Source organism: Marinobacter salexigens, from assembly GCF_018860765.1.
Lineage (GTDB): Bacteria > Pseudomonadota > Gammaproteobacteria > Pseudomonadales > Oleiphilaceae > Marinobacter > Marinobacter salexigens_A.
In genome coordinates this window covers 743,515-762,926 of sequence record NZ_JAHKPV010000021.1, presented here as the reverse complement: position 1 = coordinate 762,926, position 19,412 = coordinate 743,515, and the positions used below count along the sequence as shown (strand labels likewise).

Genomic DNA, 19,412 nt, shown 5'->3' with positions numbered 1-19,412 from the left:
GTTCCGGTTTTAAGCCGTTTAAGGATAGTGAGGTGAGCTATGAATGACGTTAACCTGAATAACCCGGATTACAAACTGGCGCGTTCTGGCGCGCAGTCGCCGGCAAGGGCAATGTCGTCATCTCAGGCCGAAGGCAGAAATGCCTCCGAGCTTGCTTCTTCATCAACCGGGCGTGCTTTGCCAAATCAATCGACTTCACAGGCCCAAGACGTTTCAAAAGCTGATCAGTTGCAGAAGCGAAATGAAACGCGGCAGGAGGAGTTGAAAGGTGCGGTTTCGCAGTTGAACGATTATGTTCAGAATGTCCAAAGGGATCTGCAGTTCGAGGTTGATAAGGACATGGGGCAGACCATTGTGAAAGTGGTGGATCAGCAAACCCAGAAAGTTATCCGCCAGATTCCGGATGAAGTAGCAATGAGGTTGGCAGAGAAATTGCAGCAAGATGAACCGCTGACGTTGTTTAACATCAAGGTATAGGTACTCGATACCTGTGGTTTGAGGTTAGCAATGGTTTTTCAGCACCGCCGTACCTGATAAAGGCCCGGCGGTGTTTTGCGTTTTAGGCTAAGCTAGTTTTAACGGCCAGTTACAAAATTGGCAGAGAAAAAGGCAAAGTTTTGCCGCTCTCTGCCGATAACCGGAATAGATAAAGAGATTCGCCCCCATGAGGAGGCTTGGTTATGGCAGGCATTTCATCGTTAGGTATTGGTTCCGGGGTATTGAACTCGGATCTCGTGGATCAGTTGGTTGCGGCTGAACGCAAGCCCGTTGAAGATCGACTTAACTTTAAAACCCAGCGTGCAGAAACGCTTATTTCCGCTTATGGCACTTTGCGTAGCGCCGTAACGGAACTGCGGTTGCCGATGAGACAACTCAGCGCCCCAGATAACCTCAAGGCGTTTTCTGCCAGTTCCTCCAATGAAGATATTGCTGTAACGGTGGATAGCAGCAAGGCTAGCCGTGGTTCTTACAGTGTGAAAGTTCTGGGGTTGGCTCAGGCTCAATCGTTGGCTTCCAACACCTTTGCAGATCGCGACTCTACGGCTGTAGGTACGGGTACTTTTACTATTTCGTCTGGCGAGAACTCGGCAACGCTTACTATCGATGGCACAAACAATACGCTTCAAGGTCTTGCCAATGCGATTAACGAAGCGGGTGTTGGGGTATCTGCAGGCATTGTGGACACCGGCAGCGGCTATCGACTTGTTATGTCGTCTGAGAACACGGGTACAGCCAATGCCATCAATATTTCGGTTTCGGATGACGATGGGCTAGATGAAGACGGTGCTGGACTGTCGCAGTTTGCCTTTAATGGTTCGGTGCAGAATCTGGACGAAACCATTGCAGCGAAAGATGCCTCTGTTGAGATAAACGGTATCGAGATCACTCGCTCTACTAATACCTTTGATAACGTAATTGACGGACTGTCGTTCGAGGCGAAAGCTGAGGGTGCAACTTCAACTGTTAAGGTTGATCAAGACTTTGGTGCAGTTGCGGATAGAGTTGGCGCGTTTGTCGAAAAGTTCAATGCCTTGCAGTCGACCATTAAAGGTTTGTCGGGTTACAACGCCGACACAGGGCAGGGAGGCATACTTTCTGGCGACACGTCTGTACGGGCTATTCAGTCTCAACTGCGTAACGTTTTAACACGTGTTGTACCGGGTTTAGAGAATGCAAGCATTCGAACCATGGCCGATGTAGGCATTACAACCGATTATGAAACCGGCGGTTTGACATTTGATCGCGCTAAATTTGAAGAGCAGCTAAAAGCTAACCCGGATGATGTGACGGCGCTTTTTGCTGAGCAGGGGCGTGTATCGGATGCTGGTGTTGAGTTTATTCAGGCGGGTACTAGCACTGAGCGTGGTAATTATGAGATCGAAATTACCCAGCCAGCTACGCGCGGTGGAGTTGCAGGTACCGCGCCTTTGGCGTCCGGAGTCACTATTGATGGAACCAATGACGAGCTGGAACTCACCATTGACGGCAAAACGACGGTTAATCTGCAACTGACCCAGCAAACCTACGCCACGGCTCAGGAGCTTGCCGATGAGATTCAGAGCCAGCTAGATAGTAATACGGCATTGAATTCAGCTGGCCAATCCGTACGTGTTGGCTTAGATGGAACGGGAGCTCTTACGTTTACATCTGGGCTTTATGGTAGTAGCTCGAACGTTAGTGTTATGTCTGTGGAAGATGGAGCTTCACTTGGGCTGTCCGTGCAAACTGGAACGCTGGGTAAAGATGTAGCAGGAACCGTGGGCGGTCAGGAAGCAACGGGCGAGGGCCAAATGCTTACGGTTGTGGGTTCTGGCGGCGCCAAGGGCATGCAGTTGCGCATTAGCGGTGATGAAGCACGCACCTATGGCAATGTGAATTTTATTGAGGGGATTGGTGAAAGCGCCGTTAACTTGGTAACCAGCATTGTGGGGCCTGACGGAACGCTTGATACCAAAACCAGTAGTTTGACTCGCGATTTGGAGCGTATTCAGGAAGAGCGTATTCGGCTGGATGACAGAATTGCTTCTTATCAGGAGCGTTTAGTTAGTCAATTTACTGCTGCGGACTCGCTGATTGCCCAATTAAACAGCACTGGGGATTATCTGACGCAGCAGTTAGCTGCTTTGGCGCCTGAGAACTTTAACAAGAAGTGATCCCGGCTAAAGAATTGATCATTCCGGCGTAGCCGGTGACTAACGAGGTTAATCATGAACGGATTACAAGCGTACCAACGGGTAAACACCCAAACCAGCATCACCGATGCGGATCCACACAAGCTGATTCAGCTTCTGTATAACGGTGCGCTTGAGCGTATCAATATGGCCAAGGCTCGCATGCAGGCTAATGATTATGCTGGCAAAGGTAAGTTGATCACCAAGGCCATTGAGATTATTGGCGGCTTGCGCAGCTTTCTGGATTTTGAAAAAGGCGGTGATTTAGCCGCTCAGCTAGAAGCACTCTATGACTACATGGAGCGCACACTGTTTGAAGCCAATGCTAAAAATGATGTTGCCAAGCTAGATGAAGTGGCTAACCTGCTTCGCTCCATCAAAGATGGCTGGGATGGTATTCGGGAGGAGGCCGTTGGGCAGTCTGCTCAGGTTGGTTGAAAGTTGAAGTAGTTCCCCCTCTCCCGCAAGGGGAGAGGGGGCTAATGCCCCTCCTATTGTCCCAATAGCCAACTCCCCCGCCATCCCGTACAATACGGCCCTTCTTTTCAATACATCCATTCTGTTCAGTCTGGAGCACAAAAAGCATGTCTGATATTAAAAAGGTCGTTCTGGCCTACTCTGGCGGCCTGGATACCTCTGTTATTGTTCGGTGGTTGCAGGATACCTATAACTGCGAGGTGGTAACCTTCACAGCTGACATTGGTCAGGGCGAAGAAGTTGAGCCGGCGCGTGCGAAGGCAGAAGCCTTGGGCGTTAAGGAAATCTACATCGAGGACTTGCGCGAAGAGTTTGTTCGCGATTACGTGTTCCCGATGTTCCGTGCGAATACCATTTATGAAGGCGAATATCTGCTGGGTACCTCTATTGCCCGCCCTCTAATTGCCAAGCGTTTGATTGATATTGCCAATCAAACCGGTGCCGACGCTATTTCCCACGGCGCGACTGGTAAGGGTAATGATCAGGTTCGTTTTGAGTTGGGTGCTTATGCGCTTAAGCCAGGAGTAAAGGTTATCGCGCCTTGGCGTGAATGGGACCTCAACTCCCGTGAGAAGCTGCTGGCATACTGTGAAGAGCGCAATATTCAAGTGGACATGAAGCCGGGCAAATCGCCTTACTCCATGGATGCCAACCTGCTGCACATTTCTTATGAAGGCATGAATCTGGAAGATCCCTGGTCGGAAGCCGAGGACGACATGTGGCGCTGGAGTGTATCTCCGGAAGCAGCTCCCGATAAGCCGACTTACATTGAGCTTACATACCGCAAGGGCGACATTGTTGCCATTGATGGTGTTGAAATGAAGGCCCATGAAGTGCTGGAAACCCTGAACAAGGTTGCTGGTGCTAACGGTATTGGCCGTTTGGATATTGTTGAGAACCGTTACGTGGGCATGAAGTCCCGCGGTTGCTACGAAACACCGGGCGGCACCATTATGCTGCCAGCCCACCGTGCGATTGAATCCATTACGCTGGACCGTGAAGTGGCCCACCTGAAAGACAGCCTGATGCCACGCTATGCCGAGGTTATCTATAACGGTTACTGGTGGTCGCCAGAGCGTGAAGCGCTGCAGGCACTGATCGATCAGACTCAGGAATACGTCAACGGTACTGTTCGCCTGAAGCTGTACAAGGGCAATGTTGATGTTGTTGGCCGTAAGTCTGAAGATTCCCTGTTCGATGAGACCATCGCGACCTTCGAAGAAGATCACGGTGCTTACGATCAGAAGGATGCGGAAGGTTTCATCAAGCTGAATGCACTCCGCCTGCGGATTGCTGCGGGTAAAGGTCGCAAGCTTTAAGGCCTGAATTTGAGTCTGACCAAGGCTGGTACAAACTCCCAGAAAACGCCCGTGAATACATCCATGTAGGGCTCGGTCGCGCCATCCTTGGCGCTCCACGTTTCTGGGAGTTTGTGCCAGCCTCGGTCGTTCTGACTTAATCGATGGCCTCTGACTGCCTAAACTCCCCAGGCGTCATCCCCGCCACTGCTTTAAACTTCCGATGAAACGACGTAGTTTCACTGTACCCCAGCCTTAGCGCTATATCCGGAATGCTCAGGTCACTGTTCAACAGGTAATCCTCGGCCATTTTCTGGCGAACCTCATCCAGTAACTTCTGATAAGAAACACCTTCCTGGCTCAGCTTCCGTTGCAGAGTTCGGCTCGTAACACCCAGATCCTCAGCCACCATGTCTTGCCGAGTTATGCCGTGCACCAACTGTTTCTGAATGCTCTGTTTTACTTGAGATATCAGGTCTGTGTCCGTGTCCAGCGAAGCTAACTGGGTGAGGGCATGCGCTTCTAGAGTTTTGCGAAGCAGGGGGTCAGGTTGTCGCAGGCGAGTTTCCAGCAGTTCTTGCTTTAAGGTTATGGAATTCTCATCGGCACCAAAGTGTACCGGGCAATTCCAGCGCTTTTGGTAAGCCTGCTCTAGATCCTTGCCGGGGGATTGTCGTTTCAATCGCACGTTCGTGGGGGAGGCGGCTGAATCGTCTGCTAGCCAGCGGGCGTAGTTAACCCAGGAGGCAAAAACATTGTCCACAACCTGTGGTCGTACAATCGGGTCGTCGTAATTGCAGTGCCAAGTGAGCTTTATAGAGCCTTGCGCCATGGTGAGGCCAGTTGTGCCCATGTCGCCTACCAGTTTTTCAAACGGTGCAATCCGGGCGACGGCTTCTCCCAGCGTGGCGCAGCTCATAGTAATATAGCCCAGCACGCTGTAAGAGCCCGGCTGCACGAAATCACCGGTTTCCAGCCCAAGTATAGGGTTGTCGGTATGCTGGCACAGTAAACGGATGAAGCTTTGAAACTGCTCACCGTTTATTCGGCCCTCATCGGAGTCCAGAGTGGCGGAATCAAGACCCACTTTTTTAAAAAGGGCGGCAGTGTCGGCACCTGTGGATTCGGCGGCGCGGGCGTATTGTCGGAGCGCGGCGACAGAGGCGGTTCCAAGGTTTTTCATGTTGGCTGCACAGTTGCTAGAAGTTATGGCCAGAGTATAGCGAAACTTACGCCGAACGACTTGAAGGGAGGGGGTTGTCTGGGCAAAAAACAAAAAGGCCAGCTAAGAAGCTGACCTAAAAAAGGAGAACAAACGAAAGTGCCTGAAAAATTCGTTAATTCGGTGGATTTCCCATTTGGCGGCGGAGGTACATCTCGGCTCCTCCACCATGGGGGATACTGCTTAAATCCACAATTTCAGAATAGGGCTTTCGCTTAAATATGTCTGTGTGTGATGTGTGTCTCAATGTTACAGATTGTTCTTTGCGTCAGGCGCTTGTTCCCAGCGTTGGTGTGGTCTCGGTAAATCGCCGGGTTTCGTAGGCATCTACTAAGCCGTGCACAGCCGCTTGCTCCATGTCTTGAATGGATGGCGTACCATGTTGGGCATCTGCCTTGCACAGCGACATACTTGCTTCAACGGAAATATAACCGGCCGTGGTTTTCAGTGCTTTATGGTTAATGCCATCAAAAACCCGGCGAAAAGCGGTTGCTGTGCAGTGATCGCTGTTGGGGAAATAAGCAATAAGTGCGAATTGGTTATCGCCCACACGGCATAAAACATCAATAGGGCGAATCAGGGTGCTTAGTCTGCGAGCGATACCAACCGCCAGTTCGGACATCACCGTGGGCGGATGCTTGCGTTTCAACTCTTGCCAGTTTCGAATCCCGCACAGTACATAGGCGGATGCGCCACCTCTGGACTCTGCATGCCGAAGCATTTTGGTAAGGCGGTCGCGGCCGTAACGGTGGTTGCAAAGCCCGGTTTCCAGATCAATGATGTTGCTGGATTCCAGTTCGCGGTTGTTCTCGATGAGAAGGGCGTTGGCGCGCAACAGTGTGTTCTGGCGATCTGCCATACGGTCTGCCGCAAAAATCCGCGGGATTAGTTGCTTGGTCATGTCGGACTTGTAGATGAAGTCATCTACACCCCGATCAAAGGCTTCTGCCAAGGCTTCTACGCTCTCTCGAGCAGTCAGCAGAATCACATAAGTATAGTGGTTAATCTGTTCATCCTGCTGGCGTACCCGGTCGGTTAACGCCAGCCCGTCCATTTCGGGCATCAGCCAGTCTGCAATCAGCACGCTCACTGGGCGCTGTTCCATCAGTTTTAGGGCTGCCAGAGCGTCGTTGGCTATTCGTACGTCGCGATATCCGGCATTTCGCAGGGTTCGGCCAACGACCATACTGCTGAATTTCGCGTCGTCTACTACGAGGATAGGAAGATCCAGGTTTGGCATTGTTACCTACTTTAACCAGTCCATTGTTAGATGCGGGGAATTCCGGGGCTTGGTATGCTTGGCCCTCACTTTAAAGCAAAGAGTATACTCGCTACAGCTCCTGGAGAATAACGATCATGCCCTCTTTTGACATTGTTTCTGAAATTGATATGCACGAGGTGACCAATGCGGTGGACCAGGCCAAGCGTGATCTTGGTAATCGCTGGGACTTCAAGAATGTGGATGCGGATATTGAGCAAGATGAGAAGGGCCTAACCATCAGCGCTCCTGAGGATTTCCAGCTTGAGCAGTTAATGGATATGCTAAGGATGGCATTCGCCAAGCGTAATATTGACGGCCGCGCCCTTGCTGAAGATGGCGAGAGCAAAGCGGGCAAGCTGGTAAAGCAGCACCTGCTTTTGAAGCAGGGCATTGAAACCGATATGGCAAAGAAAATTGTGAAGCTCATCAAAGATGCCAAACTGAAAGTGCAAGCCAGCATTCAGGGTGACAAAGTACGGGTAACCGGCAAAAAACGGGACGACCTACAAACCGCCATTGCGCTGTTGCGAGAGACCGAGCTGGATGTGCCTCTGCAGTTCAATAATTTTCGCGACTAACCCGGAGGTTCCACCATCTCAACCGGCACCCGCCTGGACTTAATCCGGGATACGCTATACACCTACACACGTTGGCAGGTGATTGCCCTTCTGTTTCTCGGTTTTTCTGCGGGGTTACCGTTTTTGCTGGTTTTCTCCACGCTGAACGCCCGTTTGGCCGATGTGGGTGTGGAAACCGCTACCATTGGTTTTTTTAGTTGGTTAGGAATTACCTATTCCATCAAGGTGTTTTGGGCGCCGGTTGTGGATCGCCTGAAATTGCCGGTGCTGGATAGGCTACTGGGTAAGCGCCGTAGCTGGATTTTGTTCGCGCAAGCGGGAATTGCAACGGGCCTATACCTGATGGCGCATGTGGACGCCATTGCGGTACCCGAAATCCTAGCGCTGTGTGGGTTGCTGGTAGCGTTTTCCTCTGCAACGCAGGACGTGGCTATAGATGCCTATCGCATTGAGATTGCGGAGGAGCGTTTACAGGCCGCGCTGGCGGCAACCTACATATTCGGTTATCGGCTGGCTCTGTTGGTTGCCGGGGCTGGCGCTTTGTATTTGGCAGAGTTTTGGTCCTGGCAGGTGTCCTATGAGGTTATGGCTGCTCTGGTGGGCGTGGGAGCCCTAACCGTTCTGGTTGTGAAAGAACCCAGAGTGAACCACTATTCTGCAGCTCAAGACATAGCGCATAAAATTGAGCAAGAAGCCGCCAAGCGAAACCAACTTGGGCCCCGGATGGCACGCTTTGCGGGTTGGTTTTATGCGGCTGTGGCCGGTCCCTTTCTGGATTTCTTTCGCCGCTATAAAGAGCTATCCATTGCGATTTTGTTAATGGTTGCTGTGTACCGCATTTCCGATATCGCCATGGGTGTGATGGCAAACCCCTTCTATTTGGATTTTATGGGGTTCAGCAAAACTCAAGTTGCAGACGTTACCAAAATTTTCGGGTTTTTCATGACCATTGCTGGTTCCCTCGCAGGCGGTGTTTTGGTCGTACGCTATGGCACAAGAAAAATTCTTCTTGTAGGCGCCATTCTAACTGCGAGCACTAATCTTTTGTTCGTATTTCTGGCTCAGTATCCGCCCAATCTGGCAACCTTGGCGGTGGTGGTGAGTGCCGATAATCTCAGTGGCGGCATTGCCAATGTGGCCCTTGTTGCTTGGCTCTCCAGTATGACCAGTGCCTCCTTCACGGCCACTCAATATGCCCTGTTCAGCTCTCTAATGACGCTGCCGGGTAAGTTTTTGGGGGGCTTCTCAGGCATGGTGGTTGCGGAGTTTGGCTATGCAGAGTTTTTCTTGGTGGCGGGCTTGATGGGCGTCCCGGCTATTCTGTTGTCGGTGTTTATGATTCGTCACGGTGGAAGGCTGGATGCTCTGGCGCCGGATCATTCGGGTGGCAGCGAGCCAGGCGCTCCTCAACCAACAGGAGGGTAGATGCTATGGAACAGCAAGATGAGCCGACTAAAGATCAGAAAATTTGGCAGGTTGTTATTGCTATCCCGGCTGGCAAGGTGGCCAGCTATGGGCAGGTAGCAGAAATGGCAGGTCTCGGGCGACAGGCGCGTTACATAGGTCGGGCATTGGGAAAACTGCCGAAAGGCCACTCAGTGCCCTGGTATCGCGTTATCCGCAGCAATGGGCAAGTCGCTTTCCCCGAGGGGTCGGAAATCTACCGGGAACAGGTTAGCCGACTAGAAGCCGAAGGTGTGGAGGTGGTCAACGGCCGAGTCGCTATGCGCCGGTTTCGGTGGCAATAAGCGGTGTGCGGATACTTGCGCACCAAAACCGGAGTTGGCTAATTTACTTCACATTTCGGCCATATTAGGCTTGTTTGTAAAGTATTTCAGTCATTCTAAAGCCTCAAAGCACCATCTACTTCAATCATACGGCCAGACAAATAGTCGTTTTCAAAGATAAATGCTGCCGTTGAAGCAATCTCTTCAGGTTCGCCCATGCGCTTCAGCGGAATGCCTGCGGCCATTTTCTCCAGAGCTTCCGGTTTCATAGAGGCTGTCATTTCTGTTGCTATAAATCCAGGTGCAATGCCCATGCAGCGGATGCCCTGGCGCGCGAGTTCTTTTGCCCAAACTGGTACCAATGCAGATACGCCGGCTTTGGCTGCCGAGTAGTTGCTTTGGCCCATGTTGCCAGCGCGGGAAATGGAGGCGATGTTGATGATGACGCCTGCGCTGCCAGTCTGGATCATCTGGGTAGCGGCTTCCCGGCCGCACAGGAAAACACCTGTGAGATTAACGTCTATAACCGATTGCCAGTGGGACAGCTCCATACGCTTGGTGATCTCGCCATCTTTGGTTTTCAGCAGCAGGCCATCTCGCAATATACCTGCATTGTTAATCAGTCCGTTTAGCTGGCCGAAGTCTTTGGCAATGGCTGCAAAGGTTGCCTCTACTTCATCTTCTTTCGCTACGTTGCACAGGTAGGTTTTTGCTTCAGCCCCAGCTGCTTTGCAGGCTGCTGCAGCTTCCTCCAGCTTATCTTGCGCAAGGTCTATCAGCGCCAGCTTTGCTCCTTTGGCTGCCAGATATTCTGCCATTGCACGGCCAAGGCCCTGACCGCCGCCAGTAATTGCTATCACGGAATCTTGAAGTTTCATGTTTCGCCCTAAATATTAAAAACAGATGGAATCGAAAGGCTGCGAGTATACCAGACCTTGGAATACCCAAACCCGCAACGCGAGTGCCTGATGTCTATATTAGTGTTTGTTTTTATTATCATGCCGATCGCCGAGATGGCGGTTCTCATTCAGGTTGGCAGTGCTATTGGTGTGTTCAATACCATCGGTTTTGTGCTGTTAACTGCCGTGATTGGCGCCTGGTTACTGCGCCAGCAGGGGCTGGCGACGCTGCTTAAGGCTAATCAACGCCTGAACAGCGGTGAGTTGCCTGCAAAAGAGGTCGCAGAAGGGCTAATTTTGGCGGTTGGTGGCGTGCTTCTGCTTACCCCCGGCTTTATCACCGATGCTATTGGGTTTTTGTGCCTGCTGCCGTTTAGTCGGCATTGGCTGGCTGCGCAAGCCTTGAAACGCATGGTGGCTTCGAGCCAAGGCGGCGGTTTCTATTTCCGCGCTGGCGGTGGCCGTTCGCCGTTCGGAGACGACCCTTTTGGTGATCGCAGCAACCCCTTCGGGCGCCAGCGCCCGTTCGACCGCGATGGGAGCGGCGATATTATTGAAGGTGAATACCGGGACGAGACAAAAACCGACCGGGATCGCCTCGATAGAAAGTGAAAAAATTTATGGTTGCGGGTGTTGAAAACCTCCGGGCCAACCCCACATAGGTTTCACAAGTTCGCCGCAGGCTGATACTGGCTGGAAAACAGCAAGTTAGAGGCCGGGCAATTTTGTCGGGTTGCATTAGCAATTCGGCCATCAACAGCAAATGTCATTGCCACATTAATCTGACTAATTGGAGAAACCGAGCAATGAAGATTCGTCCGCTACACGATCGTGTCGTTGTACGCCGTAAAGAAGAAGAAGAGAAAACTGCAGGTGGCATCGTGCTGCCGGGTAACGCCAAAGAAAAGCCGTCTCAAGGTGAGGTTATTGCCGTGGGTAACGGTCGTGTTCTGGAAAATGGCGAGACTCGTGCGCTGGCAGTCAAAACGGGTGACACCGTGGTATTTGGCCAATACGCCGGCAACACCGTAAAGGTAGACGGTGAAGAGCTGCTCATCATGAGCGAAAGCGATATTTACGGCGTGCTTGAGTGATCGCTGAAGCAATTCGCACGAACAGTCAGTAACCCGATTGATTCAACGAATTCGGTTTTAACGAACAGGAATAGAAGACATGTCAGCAAAAGAAGTTAAGTTCGGTGATAGCGCCCGTAAGCGCATGGTTGCAGGCGTCAACGTCCTTGCAGACGCGGTTCGGGTAACTCTGGGCCCCAAAGGCCGTAACGTGGTTCTGGAGAAGTCTTTTGGCGCTCCGGTTATTACCAAAGACGGTGTATCAGTTGCCAAAGAAATCGAACTGAAAGACAAGTTCGAGAACATGGGCGCCCAGATGGTGAAGGAAGTTGCTTCCCAAGCCAATGAAACAGCCGGCGACGGTACTACTACGGCCACTGTTCTGGCCCAGTCTATCGTTAATGAAGGTGTTAAATCAGTAACCGCGGGTATGAACCCGATGGATCTTAAGCGCGGTATCGACAAGGGTCTGACGGAAGCCGTAAAAGCTATCCGTGAAATGGCCAAGCCTTGCGACGACAGCCGTGCTATTGCTCAGGTTGGTACCATCTCTGCCAATGGCGATGAGACTATTGGTAAGCTAATCGCTGACGCAATGGAAAAAGTAGGTAAAGAAGGTGTTATCACGGTTGAAGAAGGCCGTGGTCTGGAAGACGAGCTGGACGTAGTGGAAGGCATGCAGTTCGACCGCGGCTTCCTGTCTCCGTACTTCATCAACAATCAGGACAACATGTCTGTTGAGCTTGATGATCCGTACATGCTGCTGGTCGACAAGAAAATCTCCAACATTCGCGAGCTGCTCCCGGTGCTGGAAGCTGTTGCCAAAGCTGGCAAGCCACTGATGATCATCGCCGAAGACATCGAAGGTGAAGCGCTAGCAACTTTGGTTGTTAACAACATGCGCGGCATTGTAAAAGTAGCTGCTGTTAAAGCGCCTGGCTTTGGCGATCGTCGCAAGGAAATGCTGCAGGACATCGCTATTCTGAGCGGTGGTACTGTGATTTCCGAAGAGGTTGGTCTGAGCCTTGAGAACACTACTCTGGACGACCTGGGTACAGCCAAGCGTGTAAACGTAACCAAGGAAAACACCACTATTATTGATGGTGCCGGTGCTCAGGCTGATATTGAAGCTCGCGTTGAGCAGGTTCGTAAGCAGATTGAAGACAGTTCTTCAGACTACGACAAAGAGAAGCTTCAAGAGCGTGTAGCCAAGCTGGCGGGTGGTGTTGCCGTCATCAAGGTGGGCGCCGGTTCTGAAGTGGAAATGAAAGAGAAGAAGGCCCGCGTTGAAGACGCCCTTCACTCTACCCGTGCTGCTGTTGAAGAGGGTATTGTGCCGGGTGGTGGTGTAACTCTAATCCGCGCGATTGCTGCGCTGGATAAGGTTGACGCGATCAACGAAGAGCAGAAAGCTGGCGTTAACATCCTGCGCCGTGCGATGGAAGCTCCATTGCGTCAGATCGTTTCCAACGCTGGTGGTGAGTCTTCAGTTGTTGTTGCCAAGGTTCGTGAAGGCGAAGGCTCCTTTGGTTACAACGCTGGGATTGAAGAGTACGGCGATATGCTTGAAATGGGTATTCTGGACCCAGCCAAGGTAACCCGCTCTGCGCTGCAGGCTGCTGCATCTGTTGCTTCTTTGATCATCACCACTGAGGCGATGGTTGCAGATGAGCCGGATGAAGAGAAAGCCGGTGGCGGCATGCCAGATATGGGTGGAATGGGTGGAATGGGAGGCATGGGCGGCATGATGTAATGCCGTTCATAACTCGCTGATTCCGACTGCGTCTCAAATTGAGAGACGTGGCCTGATCCGCTTTCGAAAACCCCGCGTCGGTTCACACTGGCGAGGGGTTTTTGTTTTTTTGTCATGAACTTGGCGAAAGCGTTTGTTAGACTCGGCAACCGGTCAACTGTTTGTGTGTAATTGAATGAGTGACGCTGAACCCAAGCCTTTCTTCCGCCTCGGTAAGCTGTTTTTGCTTATGCTGCTCGGGCTGCTTTTCTATGTCGGCGCATTAATTGTGTTTGTTCCTGCTGGCTGGGTGTGGCATCAGGCTTCTTCTCATGTTTCCTTGCCACCTCAGGTTCAAGTGAAGCAGGTGGCGGGCAAGCTTTGGGATGGCAAGGCTGGTGTTGTTGTTGCGGATTTTCCTTTACGGATTGAATGGGAACTTGGCTGGCCGTCCATTATGGGTTTGGAGCAGACTGTACGGGTTTCTGTGGAATCCCAGCAGTCGTCTATTGCGGGCGATATAACCTTAGGCTGGCCCGAAAGTGCTCGATTGAATGCTCGTGGTCAGATTGCCGTAGTCGAGTTTGAAGAACTGATTCGCCGCAGCGGCGGCGCGATGATTGAAGGCGATGTAAGTATCGACCGCTTGATTCTTGAATGGGCGGATGACCGCATGGTTCGTGCGGACGGTCTCGGAAGATGGGCTGGCGGGGATGTAAGCTGGCCCATGGGTAACCAGACAGGGCAAGCGCAGTTTCCGCCCATGCAGGCAAATATCGAGACTACAAGCGGCGGTGTAGAGCTGGTTGTTTCAGAGCAGGCGGGTAACGGCCCGGCTGCAGATGCCAATATTCTGTGGAACGGCATGGTGGAATTGCGGGTTTATAAACGCATGATAGATCTGGCTGGCCAGCCTTGGTCGGACACGGCTAGCCCCGATGATGTTGTGTTCCGCATAAAGCAGCCTCTGTTACCGGGAGCTCGTTGATGACGGCTACGCCAGCCCCAGAAACCCAGCATCGAATAGCGAAAGCAGTCGCTAATGTGCTTCTTATGTGGCTGGTTATTTATTTGGGCATCGCGATGGCGAATGTCACTTGGCTTTTTGTCTGGCAAGACAAACCGGTTGCGGTTTCTTCTGGTGCTGGTTCCTCCGTGGGTAAGGCTTCCGGAAGCTTAAGTTCAAGCAGCTACCCCATGGCAAGCTATGAATTTTTTGGTCGCGCGGAGGCGACGGGAGAAGTGGCAGCCGCCGCGAAGCGAGCGGCGCCGGAAACAGGGTTGAGCCTCAGACTTGAAGGTGTTCTAGTAGGTCAGCGTCCGGAGGACTCTGGTGCTATAGTGGCCGGGAGCAATGGCGAAACAGCATGGTATCGTGTTGGTGGTGTTTTGCCCGGTAATGCCGAACTGGCAGAAGTTGAGTCGGGGCGCATATTGATTCGCCGGGGTGGACGCTATGAGTCATTAACCTTTGAGGAAGATGACGCATCCACAATGGTTGCAGAAGTGGCCCGCGGGCCTTCAGAATCCTCGCCCGAAGCGTTTTTAGAAAATGCGCGGCAGCAACTCGACAGCGCAGGGGTGGCCGCTCTAACGCCTTACGGCCTTAGCCCGGTTGATGAGACAGGTGTTTCGGGTTATGTGTACAACGGTTCTAATGCCATGCTGAATGCCGTGAACCTCAAAGCTGGCGATGTGATTACTGCCATCAACGGGCAGCGCCTGGGTGATGTGGCGCAGGATCGGTCGCTTCTAGAGAGCTGGCGTGGCCAGACCAGCCTTGATATAGAAATCGAACGTGACGGGTCCATCCTCACCATAAGTTATGCCATACCTGAGCAGTGGCGCTGACAGGGTTCATCGATACAGGACGAAATCGCCAGATGTACAACTACAAGACCAATTTATTGCGGACCTTGGCTCTGCTTATCCTTCTTCCTCTTATGTCGGCAGCGTACGCTCAGGGCGAAACCTGGCGGCTGAACCTCAAAGACGCAGACATCCGCGCTTTTGTTACTCAGGTTGCAGACATTACCGGATACAGCTTTGTGGTAGATCCCAGAGTGAAGGGCAAGGTAACGGTTCTTTCCAGCGCCCCGATGAACAAGAACGAAATCTATGACCTGTTTCTAGCCGTGCTTAACGTGCACGGGTTTACGGCTATTCCCGGGGAAGAGGTTATCAAGGTTGTACAGCAAGTGGATGCGAAACAATCAGCCGAAGTGTTAGGGCGCTTTTCAAGTATTCCTTCCGAGCAGCTTATAACCCGGGTTATTCAGATCGATAATGCCAATGCGCTGGAATTGGTTCCTATTCTGCGGCCCTTGGTTGCAAAGTATGGCCACCTTGCGGGTGTAGCTGCAGCCAACGCCCTGATTATTAGTGATCACGCCTCCAACATTAAGCGTATGGAGCAAATTGTTAGGGAGCTGGATAGCCCGTCGAAATACGAAGTGGAAGTTATCAAGCTAAAAGAGGCTTGGGTTGGCGATATGGTTGCTTTGTTGCAAGAGCTTGCTCCGGATGAGCTTGGTCGTGCAGGTAACGATAATTCTGCAAGAAAATACAGCGTGACTGCTGATGAGCGCAGCAATCGCCTTATTCTTCGTGGCGATGAAACCTTTCGTGGAAAAATGCGCGGCCTGATTGCGCAGCTGGACCAGCCTTCTGCCAGTGGTGGGGCCACTAAAGTTATTCGTCTTAAGCATGCTGATGCAAAAGGCCTTAGTGAGCTTTTAAAAGGCATTATGGGGGAGGTTACCAAAGAGGCAGCCGGTGGAAGTGGTGCAACCGGTGGTGGTGCCAGTACGAAACCTCAGGGTAATTTTGCGGTATTCGCAGATGAAGGGCTAAATGCATTGGTTGTTCGTGGTGAGCCGTCTTTGATGCAGGAGGCTGAGGAAATTGTCGCTGCGTTGGATGTGCGCCGTGCTCAGGTGTTGATTGAAGCAGCGATTGTGGAGATCAGTGATGAACTGGGTCAAGATCTGGGCGTTCAGGTAGCTGTCGGCGATGAGTCTGGCTCCTCAACACCCGTGATGGGCACCAACTTCGGAAACGTAGGTAAGAGCCTCGGAGATGTGCTGAGCGCGATATTGACCGAATCAGCTATTACGCCAGCGGTTGGCGGCATAACTTTGGGTGCTGGCCAAAGGGACAAGGGTGGCGTTAGCTGGGGTATTCTACTACAGGCGCTGTCTACGTCAGCTGCGGCGAACCTGTTATCGACGCCAAGCATTATTACACTGGATAACCAAGAGTCCGAAATTATTGTGGGCCAGAATGTGCCTTTCCGTACTGGCCAATCCACGGTGGCGGGTGATGGCACCACTAACCCGTTCACGACCATTGAGCGCCGTGATATTGGTCTTACTCTAAAGGTAACGCCAACAATCAGCGCGGACGGCCTTGTGAGATTGGTGGTGGAGCAAACGACGGAGAGCGTAGCCGATAGCATTGATAACGCATCTGATATCGTAACTAACAAGCGTGAGATCAAGACAACCGTGCTCGCGGATGATGGCGAAACCATCGTGTTGGGTGGTCTTACCAGAGATGACTACACGGTCAGCAAGAGCAAGGTGCCGTTGCTGGGCGATATCCCCTATCTTGGCCGACTGTTTTCATCGGAGTCTGAGCGCCGGGTAAAGCGTAACCTGTTGGTGTTTTTGCGGCCGAAGATCATGCTGGGTAAGGCGGAAGCGGTTACGGTTACCTCGGAGAAGTTCAATAAACTCTGGAAGGTGAATCTCGATATACGCAACAAGCTGGGTCTGCCAGAGGTTAAAGCAAACCCGAGTGTGAATGTTCTGTTCAATGCAGGGGAAGGGGAGCGGGCTCCGTAGGCCTGCTTGCTCACACAACCATAGGTGGCATCGGACAGTCCATTTGGTCTGCCACTAGCCTCATGAGTTCGTACTCCCTCGGCTCAATTACTCCATCGTAGGTGATGCAGTGTCCGCAGGCGTCGATAACGGCAGGCTTTAACAATGGAGAAAGCCCGTTCAGGGCTTTGAGCGCTTCCTGTAACTGACGCATGCTTACTTTTGCTAGCATTGGGTGGTCTTCATGACAGCTGCTGGCGAAGCCCGCCATCGCTTGATGGTACAACGCTTTAGCGTCGTGCTGGGTGTTGCCCACCCCGGCTCGAGCCAAGAGGCTCAGAAGCTGTTGCAACGCAGGCATCACGGCCTTATAGCTGCGATAGCGAACGGGAATGGCCCGGGCAGCATCCACTCCGAGGTGGCGCGAAAGGAAGCTGGTAAGCGCCAGCTCAAACAGCGTAACCTTCTTGTCTGCGTTCACCAATACTCTTACCCACCGAATCAAATCCGCGCGTTCTTCAGGGTCGAGCTTCCTGAGTGCTGGCATTGCCAATTCCAAGGCCGGGAAACGAACGGCGTCACCCATTTTCTGGAGTGTCGGGATCAGCTTTGCAAGCAAGTCGGGTTGCGGACCAAATAACGAATGTTCCGGAAGCAATCCGAGCCGTTCAGCCTGCTCTTGTTGAGTCAGATCGCTGATAAGCAGTGCATAACATAGCTGAATGGCGCCAGCCCGAGTGTAGAGCAAGCCGCGAAAGGTTGAGGGCAACTGTTGGAGGAGCTTGATTGCAAAGTCTTCACCTTCAGGGCTGATGGTGCCGACTCTTTCAGAGAGCCTTTGTATACTGTGGGGGCCGGGTGCGGCATGCGAGGCAATTGCGGAGCCAGAAACCGACGTGCGCCTGCCAGAGATGGTGCCATAAAGGTCGGTGGCTGCACTTGCGATGCCTGAGACCCCGGTTGGTTGAAATCCCGCCGTTGCAGAGCGCAGGTCGGCTCCCGGTTCCGTGTCGCGCAGGCGACTTTTCAGGCGCGCCATAAGCCCGGGTTGGATGGCGTGGATGCGTTGTTGAATCGGTGGATGAGACGCAAGCAGCGAGGAGAACTTCATGCGTGCCGCTTCTCCAAAGCACATGTGGTTCATGTTGCTGGCATGGCCGGTAGTATCCAAATAGCTACCCCTGAGCCCGATTTTAAAGAGGGCGCCGCCAATGCCATCCGGGTTGCGGGTGAACTGTACCGAAGACGCATCGGCTAAGGTTTCCCGTTGCCGGGATACGGCGGCCTGTATCAATCGCCCGAAAAAAACTCCCACATATCCGATGACAAACAGTGCGATGCCAACGACGCCCATGGCGGCTTGGGCTCGTCCGTCTCGATTGCGGCCGGTGGTGCGCCCGCCGCTGTAGAATGACGAGCGAAGCAGGAATCCGCCAATCTGACCGATCATCAAAATACCAGCAAGCAAAGCAATCAGGCGAATGTTCAAGCGCATATCGCCATTAAAGATATGGCTGAATTCATGCCCTACAACACCTTGCAGTTCGTCGCGGGTTAGTTGTGTTATCGCACCATGAGTGACCACCATAACTGCCGAGCCAGGGGTGTAACCCGCCACAAAGGCATTGATGCCGGTCTCGGTGTCCATGATGTAGAGTTCTGGAACAGGCACACCGCTTGCAATGGCCATTTCCTCTACAATGTTGCACAGCTTGCGCTCGTCGCTGTCGCGGGTATCTGGGTCAATAGGGCGGGCGCCAACCATTTTTGCGACGCGACTACCGCCACCGGCAAGATCCGCCCAGCGTATTAATGAACCCATGCCAATCAGAAGCACCACGGCTGCTGCAGTAATTAGGCCGTGACTGGACAGCAGCCAGTGATGAAAGGGTTGGCCTGAGGTTTCGCTGCGGGTTACGAAGTAACCCACCAGACACACAGCGAGAGTGATCAGCACCACAGCTGTAAGGAACAAAACGACCAACAGACTGGTGTTGCGCCGGGCACTGGCCTGACGCTGGAAAAACCCGGTGTGAGCCATGTGTCAGGGCCTCAAAAGGCCACTTTAGGCGCCTGACGGGCCTCTGGGGACTCAAGTTCTAGCTGGGAGGTTTCTTTGAAGGCAAACATGCCAGCGATCACGTTATTGGGAAATTGCTCGCGGAAGATGTTATAGCTCATCACGCCATCGTTATAGGCTTGGCGGGCAAAAGACACGCGATTTTCGGTGCTGGAAAGCTCTTCCATCAATTGTTGGATGGTCTCATTTGCCTTTAGGTCGGGATAGTTCTCCGCTACCGCATAGAAGTTGGCTAGAGCTTTGTTAAGTAGATTTTCGGCTCCGCCAAGACGCTGGATTTTGGTACCGTCGCCGGGATCTCTTGCGGCGTCTTTCTGGGCGCTCACAGCATTGTTTCTGGCTTCCATAACTTGTGTGAGCGTTGATTTTTCATGGGTTAGATAAGCTTTGGCAGCTTCGACAAGATTGGGAATCAAGTCGTGTCTGCGTTGGAGTTGCACATCAATCTGCGCAAAGGCGTTTTTGAACTGGTTACGCAGAGAAACCAGACGGTTATAGATAAAAACCAGATAGATTACCGCAACTGCAATAACGATCAGGCCAACAATGGTAGTGCCCATGGCAAATCC

18 protein-coding genes are annotated in these 19,412 nt (G+C 52.4%); 13 read left to right on the top strand and 5 right to left on the bottom strand.

The genetic code is table 11. The features are described from left to right. Positions 1-39: 39 nt before the first annotated feature. The 4 genes from KO508_RS17045 to KO508_RS17030 all read left to right on the top strand — a co-directional run bounded on the left by KO508_RS17045 (position 40) and on the right by KO508_RS17030 (position 4,468). Positions 40-477 (top strand): flagellar protein FlaG, encoded by a 438-nt coding sequence (locus KO508_RS17045; RefSeq protein WP_216009468.1) that lies wholly within the window; start codon positions 40-42, stop codon positions 475-477. 203 nt (positions 478-680) lie between these two features. Further along, positions 681-2,654: a flagellar filament capping protein FliD gene (fliD, locus tag KO508_RS17040; RefSeq protein ID WP_216009467.1), complete on the top strand. Its 1,974-nt coding sequence runs from the start codon at positions 681-683 to the stop codon at positions 2,652-2,654. Positions 2,655-2,708: 54 nt separating this feature from the next. Continuing rightward, on the top strand, positions 2,709-3,110 hold the full coding sequence (fliS, locus tag KO508_RS17035) for a flagellar export chaperone FliS (RefSeq protein WP_216009466.1): 402 nt from the start codon (positions 2,709-2,711) through the stop codon (positions 3,108-3,110). A 146-nt stretch (positions 3,111-3,256) separates the two neighbouring features. After that, on the top strand, positions 3,257-4,468 hold the full coding sequence (locus KO508_RS17030) for an argininosuccinate synthase (protein WP_216009465.1): 1,212 nt from the start codon (positions 3,257-3,259) through the stop codon (positions 4,466-4,468). A 136-nt stretch (positions 4,469-4,604) separates the two neighbouring features. Here the strand turns inward: KO508_RS17030 and KO508_RS17025 are convergent, their stop codons facing one another. Both KO508_RS17025 and KO508_RS17020 read right to left on the bottom strand, forming a co-directional pair. Next, the gene (locus KO508_RS17025; RefSeq protein WP_216009464.1) at positions 4,605-5,630 is read right to left on the bottom strand and encodes an AraC family transcriptional regulator; all 1,026 of its coding nucleotides are present in this window, start codon (positions 5,628-5,630) and stop codon (positions 4,605-4,607) included. Positions 5,631-5,937: 307 nt separating this feature from the next. Further along, a complete protein-coding gene (locus KO508_RS17020) occupies positions 5,938-6,909 on the bottom strand; it encodes a GGDEF domain-containing response regulator (protein WP_216009463.1) in 972 nt (323 codons plus the stop codon). 116 nt (positions 6,910-7,025) lie between these two features. Between KO508_RS17020 and KO508_RS17015 the strand changes: the two genes are divergently transcribed. The 3 genes from KO508_RS17015 to KO508_RS17005 all read left to right on the top strand — a co-directional run bounded on the left by KO508_RS17015 (position 7,026) and on the right by KO508_RS17005 (position 9,256). After that, on the top strand, positions 7,026-7,508 hold the full coding sequence (locus KO508_RS17015; RefSeq protein ID WP_216009462.1) for a YajQ family cyclic di-GMP-binding protein: 483 nt from the start codon (positions 7,026-7,028) through the stop codon (positions 7,506-7,508). Between the two features lie 78 nt (positions 7,509-7,586). Then, a complete protein-coding gene (locus tag KO508_RS17010) occupies positions 7,587-8,933 on the top strand; it encodes an AmpG family muropeptide MFS transporter (RefSeq protein WP_216009461.1) in 1,347 nt (448 codons plus the stop codon). Between the two features lie 5 nt (positions 8,934-8,938). After that, positions 8,939-9,256 carry an MGMT family protein gene (locus KO508_RS17005; RefSeq protein WP_216009460.1) on the top strand — a complete coding sequence of 106 codons (318 nt, stop codon included), beginning with the start codon at positions 8,939-8,941 and terminating at the stop codon, positions 9,254-9,256. A 95-nt stretch (positions 9,257-9,351) separates the two neighbouring features. On the opposite strand, the gene KO508_RS17000 is transcribed toward KO508_RS17005, so the two are convergent. Continuing rightward, positions 9,352-10,113, bottom strand: coding sequence for an SDR family oxidoreductase (locus tag KO508_RS17000; RefSeq protein WP_216009459.1), 762 nt, complete (start codon positions 10,111-10,113; stop codon positions 9,352-9,354). A 90-nt stretch (positions 10,114-10,203) separates the two neighbouring features. On the opposite strand from KO508_RS17000, the gene KO508_RS16995 reads away from it, so the two are divergent. From KO508_RS16995 to gspD, 6 genes are all read left to right on the top strand, one after another. Continuing rightward, complete coding sequence (locus tag KO508_RS16995) at positions 10,204-10,746, top strand: FxsA family protein (RefSeq protein WP_216009458.1); 543 nt, start codon at positions 10,204-10,206, stop codon at positions 10,744-10,746. Between the two features lie 194 nt (positions 10,747-10,940). Continuing rightward, complete coding sequence (groES, locus tag KO508_RS16990) at positions 10,941-11,228, top strand: co-chaperone GroES (RefSeq protein ID WP_216009457.1); 288 nt, start codon at positions 10,941-10,943, stop codon at positions 11,226-11,228. A gap of 79 nt (positions 11,229-11,307) precedes the next feature. Then, positions 11,308-12,960, top strand: a complete 1,653-nt coding sequence (groL, locus tag KO508_RS16985) for a chaperonin GroEL (RefSeq protein WP_216009456.1) — start codon at positions 11,308-11,310, stop codon at positions 12,958-12,960. Between the two features lie 175 nt (positions 12,961-13,135). Beyond that, the gene (gspN, locus tag KO508_RS16980) at positions 13,136-13,927 is read left to right on the top strand and encodes a type II secretion system protein N (protein WP_216009455.1); all 792 of its coding nucleotides are present in this window, start codon (positions 13,136-13,138) and stop codon (positions 13,925-13,927) included. Then, the gene (locus KO508_RS16975; RefSeq protein ID WP_216009454.1) at positions 13,927-14,790 is read left to right on the top strand and encodes a type II secretion system protein N; all 864 of its coding nucleotides are present in this window, start codon (positions 13,927-13,929) and stop codon (positions 14,788-14,790) included. Before gspN ends, KO508_RS16975 begins: the two co-directional genes overlap by 1 nt. A 32-nt stretch (positions 14,791-14,822) precedes the next feature. Further along, complete coding sequence (gene gspD, locus KO508_RS16970) at positions 14,823-16,784, top strand: type II secretion system secretin GspD (protein WP_216009453.1); 1,962 nt, start codon at positions 14,823-14,825, stop codon at positions 16,782-16,784. Between the two features lie 10 nt (positions 16,785-16,794). On the opposite strand, the gene KO508_RS16965 is transcribed toward gspD, so the two are convergent. Then, on the bottom strand, positions 16,795-18,804 hold the full coding sequence (locus KO508_RS16965; RefSeq protein WP_216009452.1) for a M48 family metallopeptidase: 2,010 nt from the start codon (positions 18,802-18,804) through the stop codon (positions 16,795-16,797). 11 nt (positions 18,805-18,815) lie between these two features. Continuing rightward, complete coding sequence (locus tag KO508_RS16960; protein ID WP_216009451.1) at positions 18,816-19,403, bottom strand: LemA family protein; 588 nt, start codon at positions 19,401-19,403, stop codon at positions 18,816-18,818. Between the last annotated feature and the right edge of the window lie 9 nt (positions 19,404-19,412).

Bases quoted from the DNA above. Each gene is read 5' to 3' on its own strand.
- KO508_RS17045 (WP_216009468.1), top strand. From the start codon at position 40: ATGAATGACGTTAACCTGAATAACCCGGATTACAAACTGGCGCGTTCT.
- fliD (WP_216009467.1), top strand. From the start codon at position 681: ATGGCAGGCATTTCATCGTTAGGTATTGGTTCCGGGGTATTGAACTCG.
- fliS (WP_216009466.1), top strand. From the start codon at position 2,709: ATGAACGGATTACAAGCGTACCAACGGGTAAACACCCAAACCAGCATC.
- KO508_RS17030 (WP_216009465.1), top strand. From the start codon at position 3,257: ATGTCTGATATTAAAAAGGTCGTTCTGGCCTACTCTGGCGGCCTGGAT.
- KO508_RS17025 (WP_216009464.1), bottom strand. From the start codon at position 5,630: ATGAAAAACCTTGGAACCGCCTCTGTCGCCGCGCTCCGACAATACGCC.
- KO508_RS17020 (WP_216009463.1), bottom strand. From the start codon at position 6,909: ATGCCAAACCTGGATCTTCCTATCCTCGTAGTAGACGACGCGAAATTC.
- KO508_RS17015 (WP_216009462.1), top strand. From the start codon at position 7,026: ATGCCCTCTTTTGACATTGTTTCTGAAATTGATATGCACGAGGTGACC.
- KO508_RS17005 (WP_216009460.1), top strand. From the start codon at position 8,939: ATGGAACAGCAAGATGAGCCGACTAAAGATCAGAAAATTTGGCAGGTT.
- KO508_RS17000 (WP_216009459.1), bottom strand. From the start codon at position 10,113: ATGAAACTTCAAGATTCCGTGATAGCAATTACTGGCGGCGGTCAGGGC.
- KO508_RS16995 (WP_216009458.1), top strand. From the start codon at position 10,204: ATGTCTATATTAGTGTTTGTTTTTATTATCATGCCGATCGCCGAGATG.
- groES (WP_216009457.1), top strand. From the start codon at position 10,941: ATGAAGATTCGTCCGCTACACGATCGTGTCGTTGTACGCCGTAAAGAA.
- groL (WP_216009456.1), top strand. From the start codon at position 11,308: ATGTCAGCAAAAGAAGTTAAGTTCGGTGATAGCGCCCGTAAGCGCATG.
- gspN (WP_216009455.1), top strand. From the start codon at position 13,136: ATGAGTGACGCTGAACCCAAGCCTTTCTTCCGCCTCGGTAAGCTGTTT.
- KO508_RS16975 (WP_216009454.1), top strand. From the start codon at position 13,927: ATGACGGCTACGCCAGCCCCAGAAACCCAGCATCGAATAGCGAAAGCA.
- gspD (WP_216009453.1), top strand. From the start codon at position 14,823: ATGTACAACTACAAGACCAATTTATTGCGGACCTTGGCTCTGCTTATC.
- KO508_RS16965 (WP_216009452.1), bottom strand. From the start codon at position 18,804: ATGGCTCACACCGGGTTTTTCCAGCGTCAGGCCAGTGCCCGGCGCAAC.
- KO508_RS16960 (WP_216009451.1), bottom strand. From the start codon at position 19,403: ATGGGCACTACCATTGTTGGCCTGATCGTTATTGCAGTTGCGGTAATC.